This window comes from Microbacterium azadirachtae, assembly GCF_000956505.1.
GTDB lineage: Bacteria > Actinomycetota > Actinomycetes > Actinomycetales > Microbacteriaceae > Microbacterium > Microbacterium azadirachtae_A.
Map to the genome: position 1 here is coordinate 1 of NZ_JYIX01000033.1, position 16785 is coordinate 16785.

The window sequence follows — 16785 nt, forward strand, 5'->3', positions numbered from 1 at the left end:
GCCCCGCCCACGCCCGCCGCCCCTGCAGCCCCGCGGCCGCCGAGTCAGCACACGCTCGCCCTGATGATCTGGATCGCCGTGACCCCGACCCTCCTGGCGATCAACCTGCTGCTGGGTCCGCTGATGGCGGGAATCCCTGTGGCCCCCCGCACGGTCATCACGGTGACGATCGCCGTGCCCATCGTGATCTACGGGATCATGCCGTTGCTGCACAAGCTCCGCCGCCGCTGGGCGATGTCCCACCGATCCTAGGCTGCGACCGCCCGGGCGGTGCGCTCGATGCGCGCGCGCCCTCCTCGGGCGGGCTCACGGGCAGACGATCAGATGCGGGTCGTGCCCGCGTCCGCCTCCTGCACGGCGTCCACGAGGGCGCGCCAGGGCCCGAGCAGGTGCTCCTCCGGGATCACCTGCTCGTGGCGCTCCCGGCGGATCCGCACCTCGATCCGCCACGAGTAGCGATCCGCCCCGGTGTCGCGGGGGACCTTCTCGTCCCAGGGGCACTGCTCGACGAGGACGATCCAGTGCGCGGCCTCGCCCCCGGACGGCTGCACGCTCCATCGCCGGGTCATCCCGGCGATGCCGCCGCTGCGCGCGACGCGGATCGCGACGCCGTCGTCCCCGCCGGCGCCGGAGTCGACGGGGATCCCGACGGGCGGATCAGCCGACGGCTCGCTCATCGCCCGTCGCCTTGATCACGCCGACCGACGCCCACGCGGTGCGCGCGGCGTCGCCCGTGGACGGGCTCACCGCATCCGCCTCGGCGATCGTCGCCTTCGCGAACTGCGCGAACGTCGCCGACGCCGTCAGCCCGCCGGTCAGCGCGCGGTACCAGACGGATCCGGCCGTCTCCCACGCGTAGCCGCCGAGCTCGACCGCGAACAGCGCGAACGCGCGGTTCGGGATGCCCGAGTTGAGGTGCACGCCGCCATTGTCGTCGGTGGTCTGCACGTAGCCGCTCATGTCGGCCGGCTGTGGATCCTTGCCTAGTTCGGGGTCGTCGTAGGCGGTGCCGGGATGCAGCATCGACCGCAGCGCCTTGCCGTGGACGGCGGGGGTGAAGATACCCGCGCCGATGAGCCACGTCGCCTGGTCGGCGGTCTGGCCGAGCAGGTGCTGCTCGGTGAGGGCGCCGAAGACGTCGGCGAGGGACTCGTTCAGCGCGCCGGGCTGCCCCTCGTACTCCAGACCCGCGGTGTGCTGGATGACGCCGTGCCCCAGCTCGTGGCCGATCACCGTGGTCGAACCGGTGAAGCCCTGGAAGACCTGGCCGTCGCCATCCCCGAACACCATGCGCTCGCCGTTCCAGAACGCGTTGTCGTATCCGGATCCGTAGTGCACCGTCGCGTCCAGCGACAGGCCCTTCCCGTCGATCGAGTTGCGCTGGAAGGCGTCGAGCAGCATCTGGAACGTCGCGCCGAGCCCGTCGAACGCCTGGTTCACGGCGACGTCGGCGACGGTCGGCTCGTCCTCGGTGCGCACCACCGTGCCGGGGAGCGTCTCGGTGCCGTGCGCGTCGCTGATCGTGCGGTTCGGCGCCGCCTCGACCGTGGCCACGAGCGAGCCGTTCTCGTCGATCGACAGTCGCAGCTGCGCGCGGTGCTCCGCCGGCGCCGGAGCGATCAGGGTCTGCCGGGCCGCCTCGGCGGCCTGGGTGTAGCGCTCGGACTCGGCCAGCTTCGCCAGCAGATACGAGGGCACGATGCCCTGATGGATCTGTGCCCGCCGCGCCGGCGTCCGCGGCCCCCCACGGCCTTCGTGAATCGTCAAGATGCCCCTCCGTTCCGCTCGCGTGTCTTCGACGATACGCCGGGTGCCGGACATCGTCACGGGAGCGGCGAAGCGGCGGGAGGGTGATGCGGGGCGCCGTCCGGCTACAGCCGAGCCACCCCGGTCACGGCGATGACGGCTTCTCCTGCGTCGTCTGAGGCATCCAGGTCGACCATCGCGGAGATCCGCCAGTCGTGGTCTCCTGCCGGGTCGTCGAGGATCTGCTGCACGGCCCATGCGCGAGCGGGACGCTCGTGATCCGGGCCGCCGGTCTCATCGAGGATGAGCAGCGCCGCGCTGCGCGCGTCGGGTCCGATGCGGATCTCGTCGTGCTCGGCGAAGTAGGCGTCGAGAGCCGCATCCCAGCCGTCGGCGCCGAACTCCGGATCCAGCTGGGCAAGGGCGTCCAGATCCTCCCGCGCGGCGAGCTGCACGCGGCGGAACAGCTCGTTGCGCACCAGGATCCGGAAAGCGCGGACATTCGTCGTGAGCCGCTTCGGCGCGGGCGGCACCACCGGCTCGTCGGTGTGCGAGACGGGATGGCCCGAGATGAGCTCCTCCCACTCGTCCAGCAGCGAGGAGTCGACCTGACGGACGAGCTCGCCCAGCCATTCGATGAGGTCCCGCAGCTCTTCGCTCTTCAGGTGCTCCGGGATCGTCTGGGAGGCCGCCCGGTAGGCGTCCGAGAGGTAGCGCAGCACGACGCCCTCGGAGCGCGCGACCTTGTAGAGCGCGACATATTCCCCGAACGACATGGCCCGTTCGTACATGTCGCGCACGACCGATTTGGGGTGCAGTTCGAAGTCGCGGATCCATGGCTGCGCGGCGCTGAACGTCTCGAACGCGGCGGAGAGCAGCTCCTCGAGCGGCTTCGGGTACGTGATCTCCTCGAGCGCTTCCATGCGCTCCTCGTACTCCATGCCCTCGCGCTTCATCACCGCGACGGCCTCACCGCGGGTGACGAACTCCTGCTGGCTGAGGATGGCCCTTGGGTCGTCGAGGGTGGCCTCGACGATCGAGAGCATGTCGAGCGCGAACGTCGGATCCGCAGGGTCCAGAAGCTCGAACGCCGCAAGGGCGAAGGGGGAGAGCGGCTGGTTCAGCGCGAAGTTCGGCTGCAGATCGACCGTCAGGCGGACCGTGCCGTCGGGGCCGCGCTCGACGATCCCCGACTCCCGCAGCGTCCGGTAGATCCCGAGCGCCCGGATGGCGAGGATCCGCTGCGTGGCGCGGGACTCATGATTGTCGTATACCAGGGAGCGCATATTCGCGAAGACGTCGCCGCCGCGCCCGATCACGTTGAGCATCATCGCGCTCGTGATCTGCATGTGCGAGGTCAGGGTCTCGGGCTCCGCGGCGATGAGCTTCTGGAACGACGGCTCCCCCCACGACACGAAGCCGTCCGGCGCCTTCTTGCGGATGATCTTGCGCTTCTTCTTCGGGTCGTCGCCCGCCTTGCGGATCGCGGCGATGTTCTCGCTCTCGTGCTCCGGCGCCTGCGCCACGACCGTGCCGGCCGTGTCGAAGCCGGCCCGGCCCGCGCGCCCGGCGATCTGGTGGAACTCGCGGGCGTTGAGCTGGCGCATCCTGGTGCCGTCGAACTTCGTGAGCGCCGCGAGCAGCACCGTCCTGATGGGCACGTTGATGCCGACGCCGAGGGTGTCGGTGCCGCAGATCACCCGCAGGAGCCCTCGCTGCGCGAGTTGCTCGACGAGGCGGCGGTACTTCGGCAGCATGCCGGCGTGGTGCACGCCGATGCCGAGCCGCAGCAGGCGGGCGAGGGTCTTGCCGAACGAGGTGGTGAAGCGGAAGCCGCCGATGAGCTCGGCGATCTCGTCGCGCTGTTCGCGGGTGGCGACCTTCGCGCTCGCCAGGGCCTGGGCGCGCTCCATGGCGGCGGCCTGGGAGAAGTGCACGATGTAGACCGGCGCCTGGCCGGTGTGCAGCAGGTCCTCGATCGTCTCGTGGATCGGGGTGGTCTCGTAGAAGAAGTGCAGCGGCACGGGCCGCTCAACGCCGGTGACGACGGCGGTCTCGCGGCCGGTGCGGCGGGTGAGGTCCGCGGCGAGCTCGGTCACGTCGCCGAGTGTGGCCGACATGAGGATGAACTGCGCCTGCGGCAGGGTGAGCAGCGGCACCTGCCAGGCCCAGCCGCGATCCGGGTCGCCGTAGAAGTGGAACTCGTCCATGACGACCTGGCCGACCTCGGCATCCGGGCCCTCGCGCAGGGCCAGGTTCGCGAGGATCTCGGCCGTGCAGCACACGATCGGGGCGTCGGCGTTGACGGCGGAGTCGCCGGTGACCATGCCGACGTTCTCGGCGCCGAAGACCTCGACCAGGCTGAAGAACTTCTCGCTGACGAGGGCTTTGATCGGGGCGGTGTAGTACGTGCGGCGCCCGTCCGCGAGGGCCGCGAAGTGGGCGGCGACCGCGACGAGCGACTTGCCGGTGCCGGTCGGGGTGCTGAGGATCAGATTCTGCCCCGAAACGATCTCGATGACGGCCTCGTCCTGCGCCGGGTAGAGCGAGATCCCCGTCGATTCGGCCCATTCCACGAAGGCCAGGTAGACGGCATCCGGATCCGGATCCCCCTCGGCGGGGCGGACGACGGACGGATCGAGGCGCAGAGACATGATGCATCGATCATCCCACCCCGTGCACCCCCGCACCGGGCGTCCCTCTTCACCCGCGAGACTGCAACTCCGCGACGAGACTGCGCTCTATAGGCGCAGTCTCGTCGCCCAAATGGAGTCTCGCGGTCAGAAGGGGTCAGGCCGTCGTCGCGGCCTCGAGAGCGATGCGGACCATGTCGCCGAAGCTCTGCTCGCGCTCGAGGGCCGTGGTCTCCTCGTGCGTGACCAGGTGGTCGGACACGGTGCAGATGCTCAGGGCGCGGCGGTCGTAGTACGCGGCGAGCGTGTAGAGACCGCTGGTCTCCATCTCGACGGCGAGCGCGCCGTGCCGCACCAGCGGTTCGGTCAGCTCGGGGCGGGTGCTGTAGAACTGGTCGCTCGAGAAGAGCAGGCCGACGTGCACGGCATGGTCGAGATCCATCCGCTCGCTCGCCTCGACGGCGCGGCGGAGGAGTCCGAAGTCTGCCACGGGCGCGTAGTCCTGGCCGTGGAAGCGGACCCGGTTGATCCCGGAGTCGGTGCATGCGCCGTTCGCGATGATGATGTCGCGCATGCCGACCTTCTCCGTGAGCGCGCCGCAGGAGCCGACCCGCACGATCGTCTGCACGTCGTACTCCTGGAACAGCTCGTTCGCATAGATCGACATCGAGGGCTGTCCCATTCCTGATCCCTGCACCGAGACCCGGTGGCCCTGCCAGGTGCCGGTGAAGCCGAGCATGCCACGCACCTCGGAATAGCACTCGGCGTCGTCGAGGAAGGTCTCCGCGATCCACCTCGCACGCAGCGGATCCCCGGGGAACAGGACGACGGGGGCGATCTGACCGGGCGCGGCGGCGATGTGCGTGCTCATGCGATCAGGGTATTCGGGCGGATCCCTCGGGGGCGAGGCGCGCGCAGATGCGCGCGGTCGGAAGCACGGAGCGCGAGGATGCTGTCGCGAAGGACGCCGTCCCTCCGCACGCGACGGGGCACTCAGCCCTGGCGGCTCACCATCTCCGCGATCCACAGCGGCGCGAAGGGCGAGGTGCAGTTCGGCGGCGTGGGGTAGTCGGCGAGCACCTGCAGCCGCTCGCCGATCGCGATCGCGCGGTCGCGCTCCGCGGGATGGTGGATGCCGATCGTGGCGAGCGTCTCGTTCATCGCCCACTGCTCGCGCGCCGGGGCGCCGGCGAGCTCGCGTTCGATCCGGTCCAGGAGCGCATCGAGGTCGAGCCCCTCCGGACTCTTCGCGACCCGGGCGGAGGTGAGCGACCAGGCCGCGGCGCGCGCGTCGGCGCCGGCATCGTCCAGCCAGCGCACGCGGAGCTCTTCCGCGAGTGGCGACTTCTTCACGATGTACGCGACGAGCCAGTCGTGCGCCTTGGCGCTCAGGGTCTCCCGCACCATGCGGTCGAGGGCGCTCGCGTCGAGGGCGCGAGGCTTCATCACCAGGATCCCGAGGAGCTGTCCCGCCACGTCGCCGGATGCCCACAGTTCTCCGGCGAGCTCCGGATCCGTGCCGATCCGCTTCGCGAGCGCACGCATCCGGGACAGGTTCACCCCGTGGGCATCGCCGTGCCGCTCGTTGACGGCGCGCGCCTTCGGATCCTCCAGGGCGGCCAGATCGGCGAGGGCTTCGGCGAGGGGCGTGGACATGGGGACAGCCTAGATCGCGGGTGCGCGGGGCGCCCGGGATGCGACAATGGTGACGCAAACATCGTGCCGCGCCCCGAGGAGAGCCATGACCGAGTCCCCGCGCGCCGCGCTCACCTACGAGGACGGGGCGCTGCGGCGCCACGGCCGTCCGTTCCGGATGCTCTCCGGCGCGGTGCACTACTTCCGCATCCACCCCGATCAGTGGGAGGACCGGCTGCGCCGCCTTGCCGCGATGGGGGCGAACACGGTTGACACCTACATCCCGTGGAACTTCCACGAGCGGGTCGAGGGCGAGAGCGACTTCGACGGCTGGCGCGACGCCGAGCGGTTCATCCGGCTCGCGGGCGAGATCGGGCTCGACGTGTTCGTGCGTCCCAGCCCCTACATCTGCGCGGAGTGGTCGAACGGCGGCATCCCGTTCTGGCTGAGTGGCCGCACCCGTTCCCTCCGCACGAGCGACCCCGCCTTCCTCGCCGCGGTCGACGCCTGGTACGACGAGCTGATCCCCCGGCTCGCCGCGCTGCAGGCGGCCCACGGCGGCCCGATCACGGCACTGCAGATCGAGAACGAATACGGATCCTTCGGCAGCGACCAGGACTACCTCGTGCACTTGCGCGACGGGTTGCGCGCGCGGGGGATCGTGGAGCTGCTCACGACGGCCGACGGGACCACCGCCGACATGGTGCGCAATGGCAGCGTCGAGGGCGCGATGGGGTCGTTCACGTTCGGCACCGGCGTCGCCGAGGCGCAGCGCCTGCACGTACCGGACCAGGCGTTGCTGTGCGCGGAGCTGTGGGGCGGCTGGTTCGACCACTGGGGCGAGCACCACCACGTGCGCTCGGCCGCGAGCATGATCGGCACGGTCGAGGAGCTGCTGGACGCGGGCGGATCCGTGAGCCTCTACATGGCGCACGGCGGCACGAACTTCGGGCTCTGGGCGGGGGCGAACCACGACGGCGTGCTGCAGCCGACCGTCACGAGCTACGACTCGGATGCGCCGATCGGGGAGGACGGATCCCTGAACGACAAGTTCCACGCGCTGCGCGCGGCCTTCGCCCCATTCCACGACGGCGACCTCCCGCCGGTGCCGGACGCCCCGCGTCGGCAGGCGGCCGCGTCCGCACCACTGGTGCCCGTGGCGTCGCTGTTCGACGTCGCGCGCGCGGAGCCCGCGGGCGCCACGGCCCCGATGCCGCTCACGTTCGAGGAGCTCGGCGCCGAGGACGGGCTGGTCGCGTACGAGTCCGAGATCACCTACGAACCCGGGGCGGCGCTGACGGTCGACGTGCTGCACGACCGCGCGATCGCCTATCTCGACGGCGTGCGCCTCGGCGTGCTCGAGCGCGACGGGGTGCGGTCGCTCGACCTTCCCGCCACGGGTGGATCCGGACTGCTCACGCTCGTCGTGGAGAGCCAGGGGCGCGTCAACTACGGGCCGCACACCGGCGAGGGCAAGGGCATCATGGCGGGCGTGCGGATCGGGCGTCGGTTCGCGCACGGCTGGACCCACCGGGTCCTCCCGCAGGACGTTCCGGCTCCGGCTGCGGCTGCGGCTGATCCGGCCGGCGCTGGGCCGGTCGACGGCCTCGCCCTGGCGGTGTTCGACGTCGCGGATCCCGCCGATGCCTGGCTCGCGTTCCCCGGCGGCGCGAACGGCATGGTGTGGCTGAACGGATTCCTGCTCGGCCGCTATCGCGCGGTCGGCCCGCAGGTCACGCTGTACGCCCCGGCGCCGCTCTGGCGCAACGGTCGCAACGAGATCCGCGTGCTCGAGACGGACGTGCTCGGATCCGTCGTCGAGATCCGCGGGGAACCCGACTTCGGCCCTGTGGAGGAGTTCATCGGGGCCTGAGGCGCGCTCATCGCACTCGTGGTCGTTGAGCGAGCCGCCGGCGAGACGCCCTTCGTCTCGTCGCTGCGCTCCTCGCTCAGGGACCGGTCTGTGGTCGGCCCCTGAGCGAGCGCAGCGAGACGAAGGGCGCTCAACGACCCCGGTGCGGGACTCTCGCTTCAGTCCTCGTCGCGCAGCCCGGCGCGGATGCGACGCAGATCCTCCGTGAGGGATCCGATCAGCACCCAATGGCGTGACGAGGGCGGGCGGATGTCCAGCGGCGACGTCAGCGCCGGGATCGCGGAGGTCAGCGCCTCGGGCTCCGGATCCACCTCGGCCAGCTGGACGGCGAGGCGGACGTCGTGGCCCGCGCGGTGCAGCTGCTCGGCGATCGGCGCGACGGACGGCTCGGCGGGGAGCGCGTCGTCGTACTGATCGACGTAGGCGCGGGTCATGCCGATCACCTGCGTCACGATCGGTCCGAGGCGCTCCAGCAGCGCACGCGACGCGGCGAGCTCGGAACGGTGACGCGAGCCGCGCGGGTTCAGCGTGAGCGACTCTTCCCCGGCGGTCACCGAGGCGTCGGCGGCGTCCTTCATCGGGCGCAGCAGCCGTGCTTCGAGCATGAGCTCCTGCAGGCGTGCGGGGCTCTGCTCCACCGCGATCGCGTCGCCCAGGCGGTCGAGGGTCGCGGCGAGCTCCCCGCCGAGGAGCGTCAGGTCGCGCCGTGCCGGGGCGACCAGCACGGGCGGCACGACGGCGACGTTCACCACGAAGCCGATCGCCGCGCCGATCAGGGTCTCCAGGATCCGGTCCACCGCGTAGTCGGGGCTCGCGGAGCCGAGTGCGAGCACGAGCATCGCCGAGATCGCGACCTGGTTCGCGGTGCCAGGAGTGGCCTTGAACGACCAGGCGACGACCATCGCCACCACGACCGCGAGCAGCACGACCCAGCTGAGCCCGCCGAGCGCGAGGCTCAGGAGTACGGCGATCACGACGCCGGCGATCACTCCGAAGCTGCGCTCCACGGCCTTCGCGAACGACTGGTTCACGCTCGGCTGCACCACGAGCAGCGCGGCGATCGCCGCGAACACGGGCAGGTGCCCCGGGACGAGCCAGCCCGCGACCAGCCAGGCCGCGATCGTGGCCGCCGCCGACTTCGCGACCTGCAGCAGCGGTGCGCGTCGGGCGGCACGGAGGGCGGCGAGCGGGCGCATGCTCCCACGGTAGTCCGGCCGCCTGTGCGCAGCGGAGCCGCGGCAAGTCCGGGCTCCCGCCCCTCCTTGACCGCGAGACTCCATCTCCGCGACGAGACTGCGCTTCTGCGGCGCTGTCTCGTCGCCCAGTTGCAGTCTCGCTGATCGGATCTGAGGTGCCTGGGGCGGAAGTTAAGGCATCTGACGGATGGGGGGAGGGGGCCTTAGCGACGAGCGTATGAGTACCGGAGAAGGAGACATCATGGAACTGAACTACGCGATGAGCTACCGCATCACCACGCTGGAGATCGAGCAGGCCGCGATCCGTGCCGAGCGCGCCAGGATGGCCGCAGAGCACGCCGACATGATCGTGCGCCGCGACGGATTCCTGCGTCGGATGCTGGGTCGACTGCAGGCCCGCCGCGCCGAGGTCGTGCCGGCCCCCGCGCCTGCGCAGGCCGCAACGGCGCTCGCCGCGCCCGCCCCGGCGAGCCGTGCGACCGCGGTGCCCGCGGCAGCCACGACCCCCGCGCCGATCGCCGGGCTCGTGTCCGCCGCATCCGTGCAGACCGAGGACGACGCCCGCGCGAGCGAGCTGGTCGGCTGCGGCTCGCACGCCGCATGAGCGCCCCGGCGTCCGCCTCGGCGCCCGACACCGCGACGTCCGCGCCCCCTGCGACACAGGACGCGCCCGACCCCGAGAGCCTCCCGACGACGGATCCGACCCAGGATCCGCTGCCGTCGGGAGGTTCTTCCGCGTCTCGCGGGGCAACCTCCGGTTCTGCCGAGAGCGGCGCCTCGCCCGTGGCGGCGCCCGATGTCCGTGGCTGGTGGCACGATGAAGACATGTCCCTCGCCACCACGTCGGCCGCCATGGTCGGGCGCGATGCCGAACTCGCGCTCCTCGACGACGCCCTGCGCCGTTCCGGTGCCGGCGAGTCCGCCTCCGTGCTCGTGGGCGGCGAGGCAGGTATCGGCAAGTCCCGGCTGACGGCGGAGTTCCGTCGCCGCGTGGCGGACGAGGCCACCGTGCTGACGGGCTGGTGCCTCGACTACGGATCCACACCGGCTCCGTTCGGCCCGCTCCCGGCGATCCTGCGCGGACTGCTCGACGAGCTCGGCGACCGCGCAGACGAGGCCGCGGGCCCGGGCCGCGACGCCCTGCAGCTGCTGCTGCCCGAGCGTGCGACCGCTCCGGTCGACCGGTCCGCGATCCGTCCGGAGGGGCTGCGCGAGACGATCGCGAACCTCCTCGAGGCGGCCTCCGCGACCCGGCCCGTGGTGGTCGTGATAGAAGACCTGCACTGGGCCGACGCCGCGACGCTGTCGATGCTCTCCTTCCTGCTCCGCGCCCTTGCGGGCCGCCCCGTGCTGTTCCTGCTGACCTGCCGCATCGACGAGGTGCGCCGCGGGGGAGAGGTGCGCACCTTCTTCGCCGAGGCGGAGCGCCCGGCTGCTCGACCGGGTCACCCTGAAGCGGCTCGACGCGATCGAGGTGCGCGACCTGGTGCAGCGCCTGCGCGGCACGGTCGACGATGCGGGTCTCGCGCGTCTCATGGATCGCAGCGAGGGCGTGCCGTTCTTCATCGAGGAACTGCTCTGCAACGTGCAGGGGCCCATGCCCGACACCCTGCGCGACGTGCTGCTCGCGCGCTTCGACGCCCTCGAGGACGACGCGAAGCGCATCGTCCGGCTGGCGTCGGGATCCGATGATCCGATCTCGCACGACCTGCTCACCACGCTTGCGGGCTTCGACGGCGAGCGTCTCGACGACGCCCTCCGCGAGGCGATGGCGACGGGCGTGCTCGCGGTGCGCGGCGACTCCGCATACGGCTTCCGGCACGCGCTGCTGCGCGAGGCCGTGCACGACGACCTGCTGCCGGGCGAGCGCGCCCGCCTGCACTGGGCCTACGCCGACGCGCTCGAGGCCTCGGGAGGATCCGCGTCCGCCCTCGCCTTCCACTGGCATCAGTCGCACGATTCGCCGCGGGCGCTCGCCGCCGCGGTCACCGCCATGCTGCAGGCCAAGAACAGCTACGCCTTCTCCACTTCCGCGCGCTTCGGCGAGCTCGCCCTGGAGCTGTGGGACCAGGTGCCGGATGCGCAGGAGGTCGCCGGCATCGGGCGGATCCCGCTGCTCGCGCAGTTCGGGTCGATCCTGCGCAACGGCGGCGACGGCGAGCGGGCGCTCACCGTCGTCTCGCTCGCGCTCGCCGAGATCGACCGCACCGAGGTCGAGCCGGCCGTGCACGCCCGGCTGCTGCGAGACAAGGCCCTCTACCTGCAGAACCTCGGCCGGCATGGATCCGTGGAGCTGCTGACAGAAGCGCTCTCGGTCATCGAGGGGCGCGAGGGCGAGGAGCGGCTGCGCACGACGCTGCTCGGCTACCTGGCCGGGCGTTACCTCGTGGGCGGGCAGCTGGAGCAGGCCGTGAGCACCGCGGATGAGGCGTACCGCGCCGCTGAGGCGATCGGCTTCGACGGCGCGATGTCGGTCGCGGGGAACCTCCGCGGCTGCGCGCGTGTGCACCTGGGGCAGGTCGCCGCGGGGCTCGATGATTTCCGGCTGTCCTGGCAGCACGCGACCGACCACGATGCGCAGCTGCGCTACCGGGTCAACTACGCGGACACGCTCAACATGATCGGCCGCTTCCGCGAGGCGGTCGAGGTCGCCGAGGCCGGGGTCGCGCACTCCCGCCGACTGGGCGTCGAGCGGGCGACCGGCTCGATCCTGTCCCACAACATGGTCGAGCCGCTCATCGAGCTCGGCGAGATCGCGCGCGCCGAGGAGGCGACCGCGCACGACATGACGATGCGCACCCTGCAGGTGTTCCGGATGTACTCGACGATGTCGCGGATCCGCACGCTGGTCTGGCGCGGCGGCATGGACGAGGCGGAGCAGCTGCTGCGCGAGTGGCGCACGACCGCCGAGGCCGTCGCCGACGTCGAGCGACAGGTCTGGTACTCGCTGCACGACGTCGAGATCCTCATCGCGCTCGGTCTCGGGGATCCGGTCCGTGCCGCGGCGGGGCTGCGCGAGGTGATCGAGGATCCAGGGCAGCGGCTCGCACTGCTCGGGCGAATACTGCTCGAGGGCGGTCGGGCGGTCGCGGATCTGCGCGCGGACGGCCACGGCGCGCTCGCCGAGGAGACCGCCGGGATCGTGCGCGCCGCGTGGTCGTCGCTGCCGGTCGAGCTGCAGCATCCGCACTGGGCGGCCGTGCTGATGGCTGTGCTGGACGCGGACGGGGCGCAGCTCGATACGGCGATCACGGCCGCCGACGGCGACGATGTTCCAGCGGTGTTCCGCCCGCTCGTCCGGCTGGAGCGGGCACGGGTATTCGTGGCGGACGGCGACAGGGCATCGGCGGTCGACATGGCCGCGGAGGCCGCCGCCTCCGCGGAAGCGCTCGGCCACGACCGGCTGCGCCGCCGTACCGCGGAGTTCATCGAGGCGGCAGGGCTCCACCGCGCGGGATCGCGTGCGGCGCACGCCGCGGAGAGCGTGGAGCTCACCGCGCGCGAGCAGCAGGTGCTCGACCTCATCGCAGAGGGGCTCAGCAACCGGCAGATCGGTGAGCGCCTGTTCATCAGCGGGAAGACCGCGAGCGTGCACGTCTCCGCGATCCTGCGCAAGCTCGGCGTCTCCTCCCGCACGGAGGCCGCCGTCGCCCAGCGCGCTCGCTGAGCCGGTTGCTCTGGAGAAGCGGAGAAATCGTCATGGACACGAAGGTCGTACTCGTCACAGGGGCCTCCTCCGGCATCGGAGAGTCCGCCGCTCGTCACTTGAAGGATGCAGGCTTCACGGTCTACGCCGCCGCGCGCCGCCTGGACCGGATGGCGGGGCTGCGGGAGGCCGGGGTGCACACGATCGCCCTGGACGTGACGGACGATGCCTCGGCGAAGGCCGCGGTCGCGCAGATCCTCGCGGAGCAGGGGCGGATCGACGTCCTGGTGAACAACGCAGGGTACGGATCGTATGGCGCGCTCGAGGATGTGCCGCTCTCCGAGGCGCAGGCGCAGCTCGACGTGAACGTGATCGGACTCGCGAGGATGGCGCAGCTGGTGCTGCCGCAGCTGCGCGCGCAGCGCAGCGGGACGATCATCAACATCTCCTCGATGGGCGGCAACTTCACGACCCCGCTGGGCGCGTGGTACCACGCGAGCAAGTACGCGGTCGAGGCGATCAGCGACGCCCTGCGCATGGAGTTGGCGCCGTTAGGCATCGAGGTGGTCGTCGTCCAGCCAGGATCCATCCGCACCGAGTGGGGCGCGATCGCTGCGGCCAATGTTCGGGAGACTTCCGGCAACGGCCCGTATCGGGTTCAGGCGGAGGCGGTCGCGAACACCCTCGGCGGCAGCTCATCGCCGGGAGCCAGGATGACCTCCTCGCCCGACGTCGTGGCCCGGGCGATCACGAAGGCGGCGACCGCCCGCCGGCCCCGCGCCCGCTATCGCATCGGCTTCGGTGCGAAGCCCCTGGTCTTCGCGCACCGGATCTTGCCCGCCCGTGTGTTCGACCGTCTCATCCAGCGAGGCATGGGCATCGGCGGCTGAGCAGGGGCCGACCGCGCCGACGGGACGGCGCCGTCACACGGCGGCGGCTTCACTCGGCCGGCGCCTGAGGGCGAGCAGCAGCCCGTCGAACCGGCGCTGCACGAGAAGCACGCTGAGGATGATCACCAGCGCCCCCACGGGCTCGTACCAGGTGAGGGGTTCCGCGAGCAGGATCACGCCCAGCGCGATGCCGACGAGCGGGGTGAGGTAGGTGACGCTCGCGGCGGCGATGGCGCCCCAGGCTGAGAGCACCCGAGTGTTCCAGATGTAGGCCAACCCGGTGCCCAGCATCCCGAGCGTCGTGAGCGCGAGCACCGGAGCAGGCGCGAAACCGCCGCGGATCGGGTCGAGCGCGAGGAACGGCGCGAGGAGGAGCCCGATCGCCGCGGCCGCGGTCAGCTGTACGGCGGCGATCGACAGTGCGTCGTGATGGTGCCGTCCCGCCACGAAGCGCTGCATCCAGGTGAAGGCGATCCCGTACGAGGCGGTCGCTCCGAGGCACGCGAGCTGCGCGGGGAAGGAGGCGAGGAAGGCCGGATCGCTCACCACCTGCCACGCGCCCATGGCCAGGGCGACGCCGCAGAGGCCGAGCAGGACGCCGACGACCTGGCCGGGATGCAGACGGGCGCCGCGCACGGTGAGCGCCGTCGCGATCGCGGTCCAGATCGGGGTGGTCGCGTTGATGACGGCGGCGATCCCGGAGGGCAGCAGAGTCTCCGCCCAGGCGAAGAGCAGGAACGGCAGGACGCACAGGAACACCGCGACGACCGTCATGTGACCCCAGATCCGCCGTTCCCGCGGCCACCGGCGTCGTGTGAGCGCCATGAGGGCGCCGAGGGTGAGTGCGCCGATGAGGATGCGGCCGATCGCGATCTGCGCAGGGCTGAAGGAGTCGAGCGAGACCTTCATCAGCAGGAAGCTCGATCCCCACGTGAGCGCGAGTGCGAGATATGCCGATGCGGTGAGAACTGCGGAGCGCGAAGGAGCGGCCATGACTCCAGCGTCGTCCTGTCGCGGCCTCGGGTCTGGCGGGAATCGGACGTGGCGATCCGGGTGAAATACGGGGTGAGATGATGCGGATTCCGGCCCCGGTCAACCCGGCGGCTGATTGACTGTTATCTGGGCGTGCCCGGACACGCCCGCATGCGCCTCACTCCGGTTCGCCGGGGCGGGCGATCGCCGCGTCGCGAGGTGTTGCCCCCCGCAGGCTCGCGGTGCGGATGGAATCGCTCGACGAGGCGTTCTGGGGTCCGGTGGGTGCTCCGCGCACGGGACAGCGCGGGGCACCGACCCGGACGCGCACCCGCCTTCAGGCGGCCTCGGCCCTGCCTCGGCGCCAGTACCCCATGAATGCCACCGAGCGACGGTCGATGCCGAGGCCGCGCACGAGGTGGCGGCGCAGCGCGGTGATCGTGCTCGCCTCGCCCGCGAGCCACGCGTAGCAGGATCCGACCGACGCCTCCGGCACCTCCCAGAGCACCTCGTCCTCGTTCGGATCCGCGAGCTCCGTCCCTGTGGGTGCGTCGGCGGCCGAGGTGGTCGTCTCGGCGACCCTCGTCTCGCCCCAGGCGTGCACGGCGGCGCTCAGCCGCAGCCCGTGCGCCGCGCTTCTGCGGGCCAGCCACCGGACCGCGACGCCCTCCGGCGCCGCGAGCGGCAGTGCATCGGCCTCGGTGGGCACCTCGATGTAGACGGATCCGGTCACGTGCGCGGGCAGCGACTCGACGATTGCGCAGATCGCCGGCACCGCGGTCTCGTCCCCGGCGATGAGCACCGAGCCGGCATCGCCAGGGTTCCACTCCAGCCCGCCGGTCTCGTCGGCGCGCGCATCGGGGCCGATCACGACCAGCGGCGCTCCGGGGCCCGCGGCGGAGGCCCAGGCGGATGCGGGGCCCTCCGTGCCGTGCAGCACGAAGTCGACGTCGATCTCGCGGGTCTCGGGCCGGACAGCGCGGATCGTGTACGTGCGAATCGGATTGCGCGCCTCATCGGGGAGTTCTCGCCACCGGCGATACCACTCCATCATGCCGACCGATTCGTCGAACTGGCCGACGTCGGTGAAGGATCCGTCGGGCAGCGGCAGCACGAGCTTGATCCGCTGATCGAGGCCCGCCGTGCCGAAATGCACGAGATCGGGGCCGGTCAGCGTCATGCGCAGGAAGCTCGGCGACAGCTGCTCGCGACGCGCGACGGTGGTGCGATAGGTGCGGTAGGGGTGATGTGACACGTTCATCAGGATAGGTTAGGCTCCCCTAACATGACGAATCGGGATTCCTCCGGCTCCTTCTTGGCGGCCGGACTCGTGGCCGAGGGCTTGGCGCTGCACTACGGCCGCACGCCCGTCGTGCACGACGTCGCCCTCACGCTCCGACCCGGATCCGTCACGGCGCTCATCGGACCGAACGGCAGCGGGAAATCCACCGCGCTGCGGGCCATCGCGCGGCTGCACCGCATCCACGCCGGATCCGTGCGCATCGACGCCGCCGGCACCGACCGCGACGCCGCGGCGCTGGACGCGAAGGAGTTCGCGCGCACCGTGGCGATGCTGTCGCAGTCGCGTCCGCATCCGTCGGGCCTCGAGGTGCGCGATGTCGTCGCCTTCGGTCGGCACCCGCATCGCGGCCGCTTCTCCGGCCTGCGCGACGAGGACCGCGCGGCCATCGACAGGGCGCTCGACCTCACCGGCCTTGGCGCCATGGGCGCACGTCCCGTGGACGAGCTCTCCGGAGGGGAGCTGCAGCGCGTCTGGCTGGCGACCGCGCTCGCGCAGACCACGCCGATCCTCCTGCTCGACGAGCCGACCAACCACCTCGACCTGCGCTACCAGATCGAGACGCTCGACCTCATCCGCGACCTCGCCGACGCGGGCACGGCCCTGGGCGTCGTGCTGCACGACCTCGACCACGCCGCCGCGGTCGCCGACCGCGTCGTGCTCCTCCACGACGGCCGCGTGCGCGCCGACGGCACCCCGGCCGAAGTGCTCACCGGCGAGAACCTGTCCGCGGCCTACGGGCTGCGCATCGACACCGCGCTCGACGACGACGGCCGGGTGCGCGTGATCCCGCGCGGCCGGCACGCCGCACGTCGCCCCGCCCGCGAACCGCAGCCGGCCTGACGGCCGGCGGACGCGTCCGCACCGGGTGCGCCGCATGACGGCATCCCCGCG

General features: G+C 71.6%; 14 protein-coding genes and 1 pseudogene. 7 read left to right on the top strand and 8 right to left on the bottom strand.

Annotated features, from left to right (window positions below; all coding sequences use genetic code 11):
• Window positions 1–252, top strand: a pseudogene (locus tag RS86_RS08030) (hypothetical protein); the annotation flags it as partial.
• Window positions 253–320: 68 nt separating this feature from the next.
• Here RS86_RS08030 and RS86_RS08035 read toward each other — a convergent pair.
• From RS86_RS08035 to RS86_RS08055, 5 genes are all read right to left on the bottom strand, one after another.
• Window positions 321–677, bottom strand: coding sequence for a protealysin inhibitor emfourin (locus tag RS86_RS08035; RefSeq protein WP_045271725.1), 357 nt, complete (start codon window positions 675–677; stop codon window positions 321–323).
• The gene (locus tag RS86_RS08040) at window positions 658–1701 is read right to left on the bottom strand and encodes a M4 family metallopeptidase (protein ID WP_045271865.1); all 1044 of its coding nucleotides are present in this window, start codon (window positions 1699–1701) and stop codon (window positions 658–660) included. Before RS86_RS08040 ends, RS86_RS08035 begins: the two co-directional genes overlap by 20 nt.
• A gap of 170 nt (window positions 1702–1871) precedes the next feature.
• A complete protein-coding gene (locus RS86_RS08045) occupies window positions 1872–4400 on the bottom strand; it encodes a DEAD/DEAH box helicase (protein ID WP_045271726.1) in 2529 nt (842 codons plus the stop codon).
• Between the two features lie 136 nt (window positions 4401–4536).
• Complete coding sequence (deoD, locus tag RS86_RS08050; RefSeq protein ID WP_045271727.1) at window positions 4537–5250, bottom strand: purine-nucleoside phosphorylase; 714 nt, start codon at window positions 5248–5250, stop codon at window positions 4537–4539.
• A gap of 122 nt (window positions 5251–5372) precedes the next feature.
• Window positions 5373–6035 (bottom strand): DNA alkylation repair protein, encoded by a 663-nt coding sequence (locus RS86_RS08055; protein WP_045271728.1) that lies wholly within the window; start codon window positions 6033–6035, stop codon window positions 5373–5375.
• A gap of 85 nt (window positions 6036–6120) precedes the next feature.
• Between RS86_RS08055 and RS86_RS08060 the strand changes: the two genes are divergently transcribed.
• On the top strand, window positions 6121–7887 hold the full coding sequence (locus RS86_RS08060) for a glycoside hydrolase family 35 protein (RefSeq protein ID WP_045271729.1): 1767 nt from the start codon (window positions 6121–6123) through the stop codon (window positions 7885–7887).
• Between the two features lie 158 nt (window positions 7888–8045).
• On the opposite strand, the gene RS86_RS08065 is transcribed toward RS86_RS08060, so the two are convergent.
• Window positions 8046–9083 carry an FUSC family protein gene (locus RS86_RS08065; RefSeq protein ID WP_045271730.1) on the bottom strand — a complete coding sequence of 346 codons (1038 nt, stop codon included), beginning with the start codon at window positions 9081–9083 and terminating at the stop codon, window positions 8046–8048.
• A gap of 241 nt (window positions 9084–9324) precedes the next feature.
• On the opposite strand from RS86_RS08065, the gene RS86_RS08070 reads away from it, so the two are divergent.
• From RS86_RS08070 to RS86_RS08085, 4 genes are all read left to right on the top strand, one after another.
• Window positions 9325–9687, top strand: a complete 363-nt coding sequence (locus RS86_RS08070) for a hypothetical protein (protein WP_045271731.1) — start codon at window positions 9325–9327, stop codon at window positions 9685–9687.
• A 221-nt stretch (window positions 9688–9908) separates the two neighbouring features.
• A complete protein-coding gene (locus tag RS86_RS08075) occupies window positions 9909–10775 on the top strand; it encodes an ATP-binding protein (RefSeq protein WP_045271732.1) in 867 nt (288 codons plus the stop codon).
• 1663 nt (window positions 10776–12438) lie between these two features.
• The gene (locus RS86_RS21145) at window positions 12439–12750 is read left to right on the top strand and encodes a response regulator transcription factor (protein ID WP_327037096.1); all 312 of its coding nucleotides are present in this window, start codon (window positions 12439–12441) and stop codon (window positions 12748–12750) included.
• A 32-nt stretch (window positions 12751–12782) separates the two neighbouring features.
• Window positions 12783–13619, top strand: a complete 837-nt coding sequence (locus tag RS86_RS08085; protein WP_045271734.1) for an oxidoreductase — start codon at window positions 12783–12785, stop codon at window positions 13617–13619.
• Window positions 13620–13652: 33 nt separating this feature from the next.
• Here RS86_RS08085 and RS86_RS08090 read toward each other — a convergent pair whose 3' ends face one another.
• Entirely contained in the window at window positions 13653–14612 is a 960-nt protein-coding gene (locus RS86_RS08090) for a DMT family transporter (RefSeq protein ID WP_045271735.1), read from the bottom strand.
• Between the two features lie 316 nt (window positions 14613–14928).
• Window positions 14929–15852, bottom strand: a complete 924-nt coding sequence (locus RS86_RS08095; protein WP_045271736.1) for a siderophore-interacting protein — start codon at window positions 15850–15852, stop codon at window positions 14929–14931.
• 24 nt (window positions 15853–15876) lie between these two features.
• Between RS86_RS08095 and RS86_RS08100 the strand changes: the two genes are divergently transcribed.
• Entirely contained in the window at window positions 15877–16734 is an 858-nt protein-coding gene (locus tag RS86_RS08100; protein WP_045271737.1) for an ABC transporter ATP-binding protein, read from the top strand.
• Window positions 16735–16785 lie beyond the last annotated feature (51 nt).

Bases quoted from the DNA above. Each gene is read 5' to 3' on its own strand.
- deoD (WP_045271727.1), bottom strand. From the start codon at position 5,250: ATGAGCACGCACATCGCCGCCGCGCCCGGTCAGATCGCCCCCGTCGTC.
- RS86_RS08070 (WP_045271731.1), top strand. From the start codon at position 9,325: ATGGAACTGAACTACGCGATGAGCTACCGCATCACCACGCTGGAGATC.
- RS86_RS08045 (WP_045271726.1), bottom strand. From the start codon at position 4,400: ATGTCTCTGCGCCTCGATCCGTCCGTCGTCCGCCCCGCCGAGGGGGAT.
- RS86_RS08085 (WP_045271734.1), top strand. From the start codon at position 12,783: ATGGACACGAAGGTCGTACTCGTCACAGGGGCCTCCTCCGGCATCGGA.
- RS86_RS08100 (WP_045271737.1), top strand. From the start codon at position 15,877: ATGACGAATCGGGATTCCTCCGGCTCCTTCTTGGCGGCCGGACTCGTG.
- RS86_RS08095 (WP_045271736.1), bottom strand. From the start codon at position 15,852: ATGAACGTGTCACATCACCCCTACCGCACCTATCGCACCACCGTCGCG.
- RS86_RS08075 (WP_045271732.1), top strand. From the start codon at position 9,909: ATGTCCCTCGCCACCACGTCGGCCGCCATGGTCGGGCGCGATGCCGAA.
- RS86_RS08060 (WP_045271729.1), top strand. From the start codon at position 6,121: ATGACCGAGTCCCCGCGCGCCGCGCTCACCTACGAGGACGGGGCGCTG.
- RS86_RS08035 (WP_045271725.1), bottom strand. From the start codon at position 677: ATGAGCGAGCCGTCGGCTGATCCGCCCGTCGGGATCCCCGTCGACTCC.
- RS86_RS21145 (WP_327037096.1), top strand. From the start codon at position 12,439: ATGGCCGCGGAGGCCGCCGCCTCCGCGGAAGCGCTCGGCCACGACCGG.
- RS86_RS08055 (WP_045271728.1), bottom strand. From the start codon at position 6,035: ATGTCCACGCCCCTCGCCGAAGCCCTCGCCGATCTGGCCGCCCTGGAG.
- RS86_RS08090 (WP_045271735.1), bottom strand. From the start codon at position 14,612: ATGGCCGCTCCTTCGCGCTCCGCAGTTCTCACCGCATCGGCATATCTC.
- RS86_RS08065 (WP_045271730.1), bottom strand. From the start codon at position 9,083: ATGCGCCCGCTCGCCGCCCTCCGTGCCGCCCGACGCGCACCGCTGCTG.